The 12,677-nt window shown below is 69.9% G+C and carries 10 protein-coding genes; 1 reads left to right on the forward strand and 9 read right to left on the reverse strand.

Features of this window, described 5'->3' with window-relative positions; all coding sequences use genetic code 11:
• Position 1: 1 nt before the first annotated feature.
• The 8 genes from ACFZBT_RS27620 to ACFZBT_RS27655 form a co-directional block, all read right to left on the reverse strand.
• Positions 2-1,294: an extracellular solute-binding protein gene (locus ACFZBT_RS27620; RefSeq protein WP_391108671.1), complete on the reverse strand. Its 1,293-nt coding sequence runs from the start codon at positions 1,292-1,294 to the stop codon at positions 2-4.
• 306 nt (positions 1,295-1,600) lie between these two features.
• Positions 1,601-2,638: a substrate-binding domain-containing protein gene (locus ACFZBT_RS27625; protein ID WP_391108674.1), complete on the reverse strand. Its 1,038-nt coding sequence runs from the start codon at positions 2,636-2,638 to the stop codon at positions 1,601-1,603.
• 57 nt (positions 2,639-2,695) lie between these two features.
• Positions 2,696-3,100 (reverse strand): VOC family protein, encoded by a 405-nt coding sequence (locus ACFZBT_RS27630; RefSeq protein ID WP_391108677.1) that lies wholly within the window; start codon positions 3,098-3,100, stop codon positions 2,696-2,698.
• Positions 3,101-3,219: 119 nt separating this feature from the next.
• Entirely contained in the window at positions 3,220-4,236 is a 1,017-nt protein-coding gene (locus tag ACFZBT_RS27635; RefSeq protein WP_391108681.1) for a 1-aminocyclopropane-1-carboxylate deaminase, read from the reverse strand.
• A 27-nt stretch (positions 4,237-4,263) separates the two neighbouring features.
• Complete coding sequence (locus ACFZBT_RS27640) at positions 4,264-4,905, reverse strand: FCD domain-containing protein (protein WP_391108684.1); 642 nt, start codon at positions 4,903-4,905, stop codon at positions 4,264-4,266.
• An 18-nt stretch (positions 4,906-4,923) separates the two neighbouring features.
• Positions 4,924-6,228 (reverse strand): LAGLIDADG family homing endonuclease, encoded by a 1,305-nt coding sequence (locus ACFZBT_RS27645; protein ID WP_391108687.1) that lies wholly within the window; start codon positions 6,226-6,228, stop codon positions 4,924-4,926.
• 151 nt (positions 6,229-6,379) lie between these two features.
• Positions 6,380-7,831 carry an alkaline phosphatase PhoX gene (locus ACFZBT_RS27650; protein ID WP_391108690.1) on the reverse strand — a complete coding sequence of 484 codons (1,452 nt, stop codon included), beginning with the start codon at positions 7,829-7,831 and terminating at the stop codon, positions 6,380-6,382.
• 153 nt (positions 7,832-7,984) lie between these two features.
• Positions 7,985-9,412, reverse strand: coding sequence for a hypothetical protein (locus tag ACFZBT_RS27655; protein ID WP_391108693.1), 1,428 nt, complete (start codon positions 9,410-9,412; stop codon positions 7,985-7,987).
• Between the two features lie 311 nt (positions 9,413-9,723).
• Here ACFZBT_RS27655 and ACFZBT_RS27660 point away from each other — a divergent pair, with 311 nt between their 5' ends.
• Positions 9,724-11,553 (forward strand): endonuclease/exonuclease/phosphatase family protein, encoded by a 1,830-nt coding sequence (locus ACFZBT_RS27660; RefSeq protein ID WP_391108696.1) that lies wholly within the window; start codon positions 9,724-9,726, stop codon positions 11,551-11,553.
• A 51-nt stretch (positions 11,554-11,604) separates the two neighbouring features.
• Here the strand turns inward: ACFZBT_RS27660 and ACFZBT_RS27665 are convergent, their stop codons facing one another.
• The gene (locus ACFZBT_RS27665) at positions 11,605-12,294 is read right to left on the reverse strand and encodes a hypothetical protein (RefSeq protein ID WP_391108699.1); all 690 of its coding nucleotides are present in this window, start codon (positions 12,292-12,294) and stop codon (positions 11,605-11,607) included.
• Between the last annotated feature and the right edge of the window lie 383 nt (positions 12,295-12,677).

The following is a 12,677-nucleotide window of genomic DNA, read 5'->3' on the forward strand; positions in this document are numbered from 1 at the left end:
GTCAGCTCACCCCCACCCGGGACAGCGTGGTCTCGGCCGTGTTGACGGCGTCCCGCCACGCCCGGTCGGGGTTCTTGCCGAGCGTTTCCACATTGGTCAGCTCCTGGAAGAACGGGGTGTTGGCGGTCTCCTCATAGGGGCTGAAGTAGACGACCGGGGCCTTCTGGGCGGCCGGGCCGAAGACGTCGATGGGCTGCTGACCGCCGAAGAAGGGGTCGGGCTTGTGCATCGCCGGGTCGGCGTAGGAGGCCGGAGTGGTGGGGAACAGGGCCATCTCCTGGTAGCTCTTGAGCTGGTTCGCGGGGCTGAGCAGCCACTTCAGGAAGGCGAAGGCCGCCTCCGGTTCCCGGCAGTAGCGGGTCAGGGTGACGTAGGAGCCGCCGTAGTTGCAGGGGCCGTCGGGGAGCGTGGTCAGCCGCCAGGATCCGGAGGTCTCGGGGGCGGTGCCCTTCAGACCGTAGATGGCCCACACCGCCGTGGTCATGGCGGCGACCCGGCCCCCGCTCATGGCCGCGTTGAAGTCGGGCGTCCCGTCGGTGATCCGGGCGCTGAGCTTCTGCCGGAGGATCTCCACGGAGAGGTCCCAGGCGCGCCGGACGTGCTCCTGATCGCCGATGAAGCGGTTGCCGGCGTCCACGAACTGCCTGGGGCTCTGGAGCAGGGCCTGCTGGAATACGTTGCCGATGTTGCTGACGAGGTACGGCTTGCCGGGCCCCTTCGCCCGCAGGGTCCGTCCGGCGGCGATGAACTTCTCCCAGGTGGGGATCTCCTCGGCGACGTCCGCCGGTTCATGGGGCAGTCCGGCGTCCCGGAAGAGGTCCCGGCGGTAGTAGAGCGCGGTGGGACCGGCGTCCAGCGGGAAGCCGATCATCCTGCCCGTCGGGGTGAAGCAGGCCTTCCACTTCCAGTCGAGATACTGGTCGCGGACGGACTCCGCGCCGAGCGTGCGCAGGTCGAGGAACTCGTTCTCGTCGGGGAAGAACGTGGCGAGGTTGTCGCTGTTGACGACGGTCAGGTCCGGGACGTAGGCGCGGGCGGCGAGGCTGGTACGCACCTTGGAGTCGATGTCACCGTCCGGGATCTGGGAGCCCTTCACCCGCAGCCCCGGCACACCGGGGACACCCCGCCTGGCGGTGGCGAGCAGCTTGTCGCTGAGCGAGCCCTTCCAGTACCAGAGGCTGAGGTGGTCCGTGCCGGCGGAGGCCGAGCCCGCCTCGGTCCCGCATCCGGTCAGTCCGAGCAGGCCCGCTCCCGCGCCCCCCAGGGAGGCCCCCAGAAAGCGTCTGCGGGACATCGTTCGGTGTTCCATGGGCGCGCACTCGCTTTCCGGGCGTACCGCGGCCGGGGGACAGCGCTGCCGCGGGCCCGTTCTCACGGGGATGGGGGGACGCTTCGGATGCTTCGGGCGCTTCCGGGATGAGGAAGCCGAGACAACGATGTCGGCGGGCGCGTGGTGATCGGGCCGACGGTGTCGCGATGGGGACTTCTGGGGGTTCGTGAACGTTCACGTGAGCGTTGCCGTTGAGTATCGGGGCGCCCGAAAACCGGTGTCAAGAGAACGGCGGGGTGATCTGCCGACAGGGCCCGGCAGCCGCGGGAGTCAGGCGGACTCGCGCACGACCAGTTCGGGAGTGATCCACGCGTCCGCGCCCCGCAGCGGCTCCTGACCGGCGCACAAACGGGCCATCTGCTCCACGGCAAGCCGTCCCAGCTGCCGCTTGTCGATGTGCAGGGTGGTCAGGGCGGGGTCCACCAGCTCGCCCAGGGAGAGACCGTCGAAGCCCAGCACGGCCAGATCGTCCGGAACCCCCCGGCCACGGCGCCGGGCGGTACGCATCGCCCCCACCGCGATCAGATCGTTGAAGCCGAAGACCGCGGTGATCTCCGGCCGCGCGTCCAGCAGCCGCTCCATGCCGGCCTCGCCCCCCGCCACGCTGTGCTCGGGGCACAGCACGATCCAGCTGTCGTCGACGGGCAGCCCGTGCCGCCGCACCTGCTCGAGGAAGGCCTGCTTACGGGCCCCGTTCTCGCGCTCGCCGTCCAGCATGCCGATCCGGCGGTGCCCGGCCTCCACCAGGTGGGCGATGCCTTGCTCGACACCGGCGGAGGCGTCGATACCGACGGCCGCGAACCGGGTCTGCTGCGGACCGCGCTCCAGCAGAACCAGCGGCACGCCCCCGAGGTGCCGGGTGAGCACGTCGTCCGAATCCTTGAAGTAGCCCACGACCGCGTCCGCCTGGTGGGAGAGCACGTCGAGCGCCTGCCGCTCCCTGGCGTCGTCGATACGGGAGTCCCATACGACGACCTGCCAGCCGCGCTGCTCAGCCGCCTCCAGCACTCCGGCGGCCACCTCGGGGAAGAACGGGTTGCGCAGGTCCGGGATGACCAGGCCCGCCGTCACCGCGCCCTTCTGCACGAGTCCGCGCGCGAACCGGCTGGGCCGGTAGTCCAGGAGCCGCGCCGCCTCCAGCACCCGCTCCTTGGTGCCCGGGTCGATCTCCCCCTTGTCGTTGACCGCCCGGGAGACCGTCTGGCGTGACACCCCGGCCAGCCGCGCGACGTCATGGATCGTGGCCCGGCGCCGGGCACCGTCGGGCCGGTCCGTGCCCGGCTCCCCCCGCTGATTGTCCGTCCGCACGCAGAGCACTGTATCCGGCGCCGGATCCGGCCCGGCAGGGGAAGCGGGGCGGGCCGCTCAGTCGTCCAGTTCGGTGAACAGGGTCAGCTGGAGGGCGCCGGGGGCTTCCAGCCGGGAGTTCAGGGAGTTCCAGGGGGTGCGCGTCGGCTCGGCGACGACCTCGGCTCCGGCGGCGGCCAGCTTCGCCGTGACGGCGACGGAGTCGTCCACCTGGAAGGCGACCCGGACATGCCCCGCCACCCGCCGCCCCACCTCCACGTCGTCGATGAAGGCGGCGTGGTTCGGATCGGTCAGTTCCAGCGTGGCCCGCCCGGCATCGAGAATCGTGACCCGCCCGCCCTCCGAGGCGAAGGCCCCCTGCTCGGCCAGACCGAGCACGTCCCGGTAGAAGTGCAGCGCGGCGTCGTAGTCGTCGGCGGTCACGACGAGCCGGAGCTCTCGAACGGCTGATTCCTCGGGCATGGGTCTCCTCCGTGATCTCGGGTATCCGCAGACAACCGAGGCCCCGGCGGGTTGATTCCCACGCACGCGCGCTCCCCCGCCGAGAGGCACGGGCAGCCGCCCCCGGCCCGAGGCGCCCCTCAGAACAACGCGCTGTACGCGTTCAGCGCCGGCTGCCCGCCGAGGTGGGCGTAGAGGACCGTGGAGTGGCGGCCGATCTCCCCGCTGGAGACCAGGTCGATCATTCCGGCCATGGACTTCCCCTCGTACACGGGGTCGGTGACCATACCCTCCGTGCGGGCCGCGAGGCGCATCGCCGCCAGGGTGGTCTCGTCGGGGATGCCGTAGATGCCCGCGTGGTACCGCTCGTCGAGTTCGACGTCGGATTCGGTCAGCTCGCGCTCGAGGCCGATGAGCCGCCCGGTGTTGTGGGCGATCCGGGCGATCTGCGTGCGGGTGGCGGCCGGCTTGGCGGAGGCGTCGATGCCGAGCACGCGCCGGGGCCGCCCGCCCGCCTCCTCCAGCGCGGCGAACCCGGCGACCATGCCGGCCTGCGTCGACCCGGTCACCGAGCACACGACCACGGTGTCGAAGAAGACGCCCAGCTCCCGCTCCTGCCGCACCACTTCATGCGCCCAGGCGGCGAAGCCGAGGCCGCCGAGCGGATGGTCGGAGGCACCGGCCGGAATGGCGTACGGCTTCCCGCCGCCCTCCTCGACCTCCCTGAGCGCCTGCTCCCAGCTCTCCTTGAACCCGATCCCGAACCCTGCCTTCACCAGCCGCACATCGGCCCCGGCGAGCCGGCTGATCAGGATGTTGCCGACCTTGTCGTACACGGCGTCGGGCCAGTCCACCCAACTCTCCTGCACGAGCACGCACTTGAGCCCGGCCCGGGCGGCGACGGCCGCGACCTGGCGGGTGTGGTTGGACTGCACCCCGCCGATCGACACGAGCGTGTCACAGCCCTGGGCGAGCGCGTCGGCGACCAGGTACTCCAGCTTGCGGGTCTTGTTCCCGCCGTACGCGACACCGGAGTTGCAGTCCTCGCGCTTGGCCCAGAGGGAGGCACCACCGAGGTGCTCGGTCAGCCGCTCCAGACGGTGGACGGGCGAGGGCCCGAAGAGCAGGGGGTAGCGCTCGTACGAGGAAAGGGGCATGGGTCCTCCCGGGGTCGGGGGTCGGTCTCAGTCGGCGAGTTCTTCGAGCCCCCGCCAGATCTCGGCCGTGACGCGGACCGCCTCGGTCACATCACCGGCCGCACAGGCCTCGATCAGCCGCTCGTGCAGCCCGGCCGAACGGCAGCTGCCGCCCTGGCCGAAGCGCCGTCGCTCCAGGCGTCGGATGAGCGGGGTGTAGCGGGCGACGGTCGCGGCGGCCGCGCGATTGCCGCTCACCCGGACCAGGACCTCGTGCAGTGCGTCGTCGGCGCGCAGGGCCGCGTCCACGTCTCCGCTGCCGACGGCGGCGGCGAACCGCTCGTTGGCGGCGCGCATCGCCTCGATGTCCGCGGCCTTCAGCCGGGGCACGGCGACCCGCGTCGCCAGCTCGTGCATGGCGCCGACCACGGCGGCGGCGTCCCGCACGTCGGAGGCCACGAGCGGCGTCACCCGCGTATAGCTCTGCGGCTTGCTCTCCAGCAGCCCCTCGTCCACCAGCCGGGAGAACGCCTCCCGCACCGGCGCCCGGGACAGCCCGAGCCGCTCCGCGAGCTCGGCGTCCCGCACCACCGCACCGGGCTCGATCTCCCCGGCCACGATGGCGTCCCGGATCGCCGCGTACGCCCGGTCCCTGAGCAGGGTCCGGGGCAGGGGTCGGATGGTCTCCATGAACTGAAATGTTAGATGTCAGTTGTCCGAATCGACAAGGTGGTGAAACTGTCCACCTGCGTTGGCCACCTGATCGAGGACCGAGACATCCCGGGTCGACCGTCGACTACAGGGGAGAGACGGTGCGCGACGTGAAGCCACGGCGGAGGCCGTGTCGCCTGCCCCGGTCACGAGGCCATCGACCACGAACAGGCCGGATGGGTTCACTGCAACACCATGCACGCGGCGGATACCGAGAGACGAAATGGTCTTCACGCGATCCAGCGCTACGGACTCGTCATAGCCATGCATCTCGCTCCGCGCCGGAGCGACGTGCCCAACCGTGGACACCAGCCTCTTCAGCCTGGATGCCTTGTACCCGATTCGAAGATCCAACAGCCCGGCGACGCGAACGAGTGCAGTGGCTCGTGAAATCTCCACGACATGAATCGGGCGTCGACTCACGACGGCGCGACCCTTGAGGGAATGTACCTTGCTTTGCTGCCTCTGATCCACCCGAATCCTGTTGGCAACTCCCAAGCGCAAGAATGCATCGGACACCTGCTTCGCGAGCAGAGGCGATACCGTGGCGAACTCGACGGAGCCGTGCTGCGTCCCTCGAGAGTTGACCCTCTCGCGAACACAACCGTCAGTGTCAACAAGTCCTGAGAGGCATCCAATCCAGAACTCACGGCTCAACTCGACATCGGGGAGCTGCTTCTCATCGCAACGCTGACCCCACACACCGAAGCGCCGCAGACACTCTGTCACCGGATTACGATGCCCCAACTTGAAAGGAAACCGCAGACGCACGATGGCACCCTGTGGAATCTCACGGACGCCACAACCGTATTCTGCAGCGAAGTCACGCATAAACTCCACCGCACCGCCAAGCGGATCTCCATGAAACTCCGGAGTGCAGGACGTCATCCCACCGTCACCGAGCATCGCGCCGACAAAATACCCCTCGCGGACATCCCCCACCTTTCCGAAATGGGCAGCGGACAGCGGAAACGGCACACGATCACCTGGAATTAGAGCATCGCTGCGCTTCCACTGCCATGCCTGCCGCCCCGTCCGTCGTTGTGTCACCCAGCACTGACCAAGTGCGGCCTCGACGGTGCGACCGGAGACGAACTCAATCCTCACGGCTTCTCGTGAAATGTCACCGAAAAAAGCATCCGGAGTCAAGGCGACAAGTTCACCGACCGAATGGTCTCGCGGCCCCTGGTTCGCTCCGTACCGAACTGACCTGGTATCCCACTGCTTACTGAAAGAAAGCACGGGGAGGCGCTTGGCGACCACCTCCTCGATCGCACGTACCGAGCCGTCGGGCAGCCACACACGCGAGCCCTCGACAACCCCTCCATGCCGGTCCGTTGCCACAGCCCACCCTGCCTCGAACGAGAATCAGTACGAGCTGCAAACACTATTCCGACGCAGAGATGGGCTGGGGAAACCGAGCGAACGCCACTCGTTCGAAGGACTGAGGCGGCTACCGGCGCTGGCGCTTCCAAGGACCGGTGATGGCGAGCATGATGCCCGGGTCCTGGATGTTGGCGTACAGAATCCGGCCGTCGGGCGAGAAGGTGACACCGGTGAACTCGCTGAACTCCGGCTCCTCCTCGGTGCCGATGTTCAGGTCGTTGCGGGCGATCGGGTACGTACGTCCGCTGTCGGTGGCCCCGAAGAGGTGCTGCACCCCTTCCCCGTCCTCGGCGATGACGAGGCCGCCGTACGGGGAGACGGTGATGTTGTCGGGGCCGTCGAAGGCGCCGTCCTTCGACGGGTCGGGGTTCACTCCGAGCAGGACCTTGAGCGTCAGCGTCCGGCGCTTGGGGTCGTAGAACCAGACCTGCCCGTCGTGCTGGACGGGGCTCTCCTCGCGGGCGTACGAGGAGACGATGTAGGCACCGCCGTCGCCCCACCACATGCCCTCCAGCTTCCGGGCGCGGGTGACCTCGTCGTCCTTGAACTGCTTGCGCACGGGGACGGTGCGGGCGTCGCGGTCCGGCACGTCCAGCCAGTCGACGCCGTACACGGTGCCGATCTTCGTGGCCCGGGACAGGTCGTCGACGAACTTGCCGCCGGAGTCGAAGCACTTGGGCGCTTGGAGGACACCGGCGTCGTCGGCGAGCCCCCGGAACCTCCCGGGGCCGTACACGAAGCCCCTGGGCGGGGTCCAGCGGAAGAAGAGGCCGTTGGGGCCGGAGGCGTCCTCGGTGAGGTAGGCGTGGCCGCGCCTGGGGTCGATGACGACGGCCTCGTGGTCGTAGCGGCCGAAGAACTTCAGCGGCTTGGGGCTGCGATTGGCGCGCCGGTCGCAGGGATCGACCTCGAACACATAGCCGTGGTCCTTGGTCATGCCGTTGACGCCGGCCTTGTCGGAGTTCTCCTCGCAGGTGAGCCAGGTGCCCCAGGGGGTGCTGCCGCCGGCGCAGTTGGTGGAGGTGCCGGCGATGCCGACCCACTCGGCGACCCGTCCGTCGGGGCGCACCTCGACGACCGTGCAGCCACCGGCGGCGGCCGGGTCGTAGACGAGGCCCTCGGTGAGCGGCACCGGGTGCTCCCAGTTGGCGCGCGGGCCCTTCAGCTCGTGGTTGTTGACGAGCAGGGTGGTGCCGCGGGGACCGTCGAAGGCGGCGGTGCCGTCGTGGTTGGACGGCGTGAACTCGCCGGACTCCAGCTTCGTCTTCCCGCTGTAGGTGAGGATCCGGTACGTGAAGCCGGCGGGCAGGGCGAGGATGCCCTTGGGGTCCGCGACGAGCGGCCCGTAGCCGACGCCGTGCCGGGCGTCCGCGGACGCCTCGCCCGCGCTGTCGGTGTCGGTGTCGTAGGACGCGAGGGCGTTCGGTGCGGTGGCGAGGGCGCCGACACTGCCCGCCAGCGCGACACCGGCACCGGTGATCGCGGAGGTTCTGGCGAAGTCCCTGCGGGTGAGCGACATGGTGTCTCCTGTGACGGTGAGTATGCCGTGGAGGGTGGCGGACCTCGTTCGGCGAAACCGTCCCGCTCATCCATGAACGCGGGTTGAACAACACCCCAGGGGCGCGGGGAACTGCGCGACAAGCCGAGACGGCGCCGCACTCACAAAGCGGGATCAACCACCCTGTTGCGACCGAGCCTTGAACGCGGCCTTCCGCGCCTCCTTCGCCACCTTCTTGTCCGGGTGCAGCCGCCCCATCGCCTCCAGCACATCAGCGACGGCAGGATGATCCACCCGCCACACAGCCGCGAAGAACCCACTGTGCTGCTGAGCGAGCCCCTGCACCAGGGCGCGCAACTCCTCGGAATTGCCCTCGGCCGCAAGCTGCGCGGCCACCGTGTCGATGGTCAGCCAGTACACCATCGCCTCGGACGGGGCGGGCACGTCCGCCGCTCCGTGCTCGGTCAGCCACACCCGCGCGAGCCCGCCCAGCTCGGCGTCGTCGAGCACCTCCCGCAGCGCCGGCTCGGCCGAAGCCCCCACCAGCGACAGGGCCTGCTGACACCGCAACCGCCGCAGCGGCGCCCCGGCGTCCGATCCCCGCGCCGCCGCCAGCAACTCCCGTGCCGCGGCCAGGGATTCCCGCCGCTCCAGCCACTGCTGGGTTTCGGCCTGCGCCGCCCCCGGCGGGTACTCCGCCGTGCCGTCGAGCAGCGCGTCGGCCCCCTTGTCCGCGAGGTCCCCGACCGCCGGTGCCTCGAACCCGGCCTCCAGCAGCCGGGCGCGCATCCCGTACAGCCCGAGCGGGGTGAGGCGGACCATGCCGTACCGGGAGACGTCGGTGTCGTCGACGGGCGCCGCGGGCTCCTCCTCGGCATCGGCCATGAGCGCCTCGTCCACCGGCTGGTACTCCACGAATCCGACCGGCTCCAGCATCCGGAACTGGTCGTCCAGCCGCATCATCGCGTCGGACACCTGCTCCAGGACGTCGTTGGTGGGCTCGCCCATGTCGCTGGGCACGATCACCGACGCGGCCAGCGCGGGCAGCGGCACCGGCGCCTCGCCGGGCGTGTCCTCGCCGGCGGTCAGCAGATAGAGGTTGCCGAGCACGCCGTCGAGGAACTCGGCCTCGGACTCGGGGTCCCACTCCAGCCCGGAGAGGTCGAGTTCGCCGTCCTCGTCGACGAGATCCGCGAGCCCCTCCAGGTCGGGCACGCTCGCGTCGGCGAGCACCGTCTCCAGGGCCGCGAGCCACAGCGCGAGCACGTCCTGCGGCGAGCCGCCGGTGAGCAGGGCCAGGTCCTCGCCCGCGCGGACGGTGCCCTCCTCCTCGTCGACGACCTCGACGAGCCCGGCGTCGACGGCCACCCGCCACGCCTCGCTGGCGTCGGCGGCGGCATCGTCGCCGCTCAGCCCGAGCGTCTCGGCGGCCGCGGGCAGCTGCTCGTCGACGAGCCCTCCCCCGGCGTCGACGCGGGTGTCGGGGCCGGCCCAGCGGGCGAGCCGGGCGGCCCGGGACAGCAGGGGCGTGGACAGTGCGGCACGTGCCAGCTCCGCTTCGGAGTGCAGCCGCACCGGCGGCAGGGGGGAGCTGTCTGACATCGGCTGTTTCTCCTAGGGCGCCTCATACGACTCAGCCGCTCAGCCTAGACGGATTTCCACCCATGCCGCCTGCTTCATCTCCCCGTCGGCCGCCGTACATGGCCGAAACCTTGACAAGTGACATGAACAGGCTGGAGATTGACGCGCGTAGAAGTCGGCGGACAGTTGTTCACCGGGTCGGCCCCACCTCACCCGTCCGTCCACCACCCGCTACACACGTCACACCGCCCCGCCGCCCCACAGGCAGCGGCGGACAGCCCACGCACCACCCTCGTCCCGGCGCTCTGTCACGTCCCCGGAGGGAAGACCCCTTGCCGAGCAAGTCGTCCGCGCGTCTCGCCGCGCTCACCGTCGCCGCCGCGTGCTCCGCGGCATCCACGATCGCCCTCACCACCCCCGCGCACGCGGACTCGGTGCGCATCCATGACGTCCAGGGCAGCACCCGCACGTCCCCCTACGCCGGCCGGCAGGTCACGGACGTGACCGGAATCGTCACCGGCATCCGGACGTACGGTTCCTCCCGCGGCTTCTGGATCCAGGACCCGAACCCGGACGCCGAACCGGCGACCAGCGAGGGCGTCTTCGTCTTCACCGGCTCCGCCCCCAAGGGTGTCGCCGTCGGCGACTCCGTCACGGTCAGCGGCACGGTCGCGGAGTACGTCCCCGGCGGCGCCACCTCCGGCAACCAGTCGTTGACGGAGATCACCAAGCCGACGTTCACGGTCCTCTCCAGCGGCAACAAGGTCCCCGCCGCCACCACGATCTCCTCCCGGTCGGTCCCCGCCGCCTACGCGCCCCCCGGCGACACGACCGCGAACGGCTCGATCAACGCCCTCCCGCTCAAGCCCTCGAAGTACGCCCTGGACCACTACGAGGCGCTGGAGGGCATGACCGTCCGCGTCTCCGACACCCGTGTCGTCGGCGCCACCGACCCGTACACCGAACTCTGGGTGACGGTGAAGCCGCACGAGAACCGCAACCGCCACGGCGGCACGGTCTACGGCGCCTACGACGCCCAGAACACCGGCCGCCTGCAGATCCAGTCCCTCGGCTCGACGGCCGACTTCCCGAAGGCGAACGTGGGCGACACGCTCACGGGCACGACGGCGGGCCCGCTCGACTACAACCAGTTCGGCGGCTACACCCTGGTCGCGAGCGAACTCGGCACCCTCAAGACGGGTGACCTGAAGCGCGAGACGACCCGTAAGCAGCGCGGCGGCGAACTGTCGGTCGCGACGTACAACGTCGAGAACCTCGACCCGTCCGACGCCACCTTCGCCGAGCACGCCTCCGCGATCGTGAACAACCTCGCGTCGCCGGACATCGTGTCCCTGGAGGAGATCCAGGACAACAACGGCGCGACGAACGACGGCACGGTCGCCGCCGACCAGACCATGGCCAAGCTGATCGACGCGATCGTCGCGGCCGGCGGCCCGAAGTACGACTGGCGCTCGATCGACCCGGTCAACGGCGCTGACGGCGGCGAGCCGGGCGGCAACATCCGCCAGGCGTTCCTGTTCAACCCGGAGCGGGTCTCCTTCACCGACCGCGCGGGCGGCGACGCCTCGACGGCCACGGACGTGACGAAAATCCGCGGCAAGGCCCACCTCACGCTGAGCCCCGGCCGTATCGCCCCCGCCGACGAGGCCTGGAAGAACAGCCGCAAGCCGCTGGCCGGCGAGTTCGCCTTCCGCGGTCGTACGGTCTTCGTAATCGCCAACCACTTCAACTCCAAGGGCGGCGACCAGGGCCTGACCTCCCAGTACCAGCCGCCGTCCCGCAGCTCCGAGACCCAGCGCCACCAGCAGGCCACGCTGGTGAACGCCTTCGTCAAGGACATCCTCGACACCCAGAAGAACGCGGACGTCGTGACGCTGGGCGACATCAACGACTTCGAGTTCTCGAAGACCGCGAAGCTCCTGGAGGGCCGCGGCGAACTCTGGTCGGCCGTCAAGTCGCTTCCCCGCAGCGAGCGTTACTCGTACGTCTACCAGGGCAACAGCCAGGTCCTCGACCAGATCCTGATCAGCCCGTCGATCCGCCGAGACTGCGACTTCGAGTACGACAGCGTGCACATCAACGCCGAGTTCAACGACCAGATCAGCGACCACGACCCCCAGGTCCTGCGCTTCCGCCCGTAACCCACAAGGGCCGGCTGAACAGACCGCTTCAGCCGGCCCACCTCACACCGCTCACCCCGGGACAAGCCCCAGAGCATGCCGATACCGGCTCCCGCTCGACCCCTTCATCCCCGGGTACGTCCGCACCCGCTCCCAGGTACCCTCGCTCCCCGACGCAGCCAGGGCATCGTCATAGGCCTGGTCACTCTCCCACTCGGCGTAGTTCAGCACATGCCCGCCATCGGTACTCAGATGGAAGTGAGCGGAGATCAGCCCGGCATCCCCCTCCGGATCGTCCCCCAGGGCCTTCACCACCAGGTCGACCCACTCCAGGGGCCCCGCCCCGGCACCGTCCTCGAAGTCGATCCGCACGGTGACGATCAACTCCGGCACCCGCACGTCCCCGACGACCCGCTCCCGGCTGCGATACCGCCGGTACCTCCCGATCCCCACGCGCTCGATCCCCGGCACGGCGGTGTCGATCTCGTCGACCCGCTCCTGCCGATGGGTCTTCACAAACGCCTCGAAGGCCTGCTCACCACTCCACTGCGAGTGGTGCATCAGCGTGGACCCGTCATGCCCCACGTACACGTGATATCCCAGCAGACCATCAGCGGGCCAGGGCCGCCGCTCCCACGTACTCCCGATCGCCTCCACAGTCCGCTCCTGCCGCTCGGGCGTCCCCACGCGCCAGGTACTGAAGAGGGGAGCACCGATACGCGGGTCGGTGAGATCGGGGTGCTGCTCGGTCCGACGGCTCATTGAACACTCCAGTCACGTTCGCCGATTGCGTGCACACCACCTTTCAATCTCAACCAAGCTTGAGGTCAAGCGAGGATTTCAAGCGGCATCCGTGCTGGGGCGGGGCGTTGCGCAGCTCGGCGGAGCGGGGTGCCTCCCCCACTCTCGGCTTCGCTCGAGCGGGGCCCCCACCGCCCACCCGTGCCGCCCCCAGCGATGCGCACGCCCGCAGCCGGGGGACTACGCAAGGGGCCGTGTCGGGGGGTGTCCGCCCGCAGCGGTTGTCGCGTCAACGAACAGTCAGTCGGCGTGAGACCCCCTCGCGACGTTCCGAGGACGGACACCCCCCGGCACGGCCCCCCCCCCCCCCCCCCCCCCCCCCCCCCCCCCCCCCACCACCGATC

Source organism: Streptomyces sp. NPDC008137 (assembly GCF_042957035.1).
In the GTDB taxonomy this organism is placed as follows: Bacteria; Actinomycetota; Actinomycetes; order Streptomycetales; family Streptomycetaceae; genus Streptomyces.

Excerpts from the sequence above, each read along its gene's own strand:
- ACFZBT_RS27620 (WP_391108671.1), bottom strand. The coding sequence starts at position 1,294 with ATGTCCCGCAGACGCTTTCTGGGGGCCTCCCTGGGGGGCGCGGGAGCG.
- ACFZBT_RS27630 (WP_391108677.1), bottom strand. The coding sequence starts at position 3,100 with ATGCCCGAGGAATCAGCCGTTCGAGAGCTCCGGCTCGTCGTGACCGCC.
- ACFZBT_RS27635 (WP_391108681.1), bottom strand. The coding sequence starts at position 4,236 with ATGCCCCTTTCCTCGTACGAGCGCTACCCCCTGCTCTTCGGGCCCTCG.
- ACFZBT_RS27640 (WP_391108684.1), bottom strand. The coding sequence starts at position 4,905 with ATGGAGACCATCCGACCCCTGCCCCGGACCCTGCTCAGGGACCGGGCG.
- ACFZBT_RS27650 (WP_391108690.1), bottom strand. The coding sequence starts at position 7,831 with ATGTCGCTCACCCGCAGGGACTTCGCCAGAACCTCCGCGATCACCGGT.
- ACFZBT_RS27655 (WP_391108693.1), bottom strand. The coding sequence starts at position 9,412 with ATGTCAGACAGCTCCCCCCTGCCGCCGGTGCGGCTGCACTCCGAAGCG.
- ACFZBT_RS27665 (WP_391108699.1), bottom strand. The coding sequence starts at position 12,294 with ATGAGCCGTCGGACCGAGCAGCACCCCGATCTCACCGACCCGCGTATC.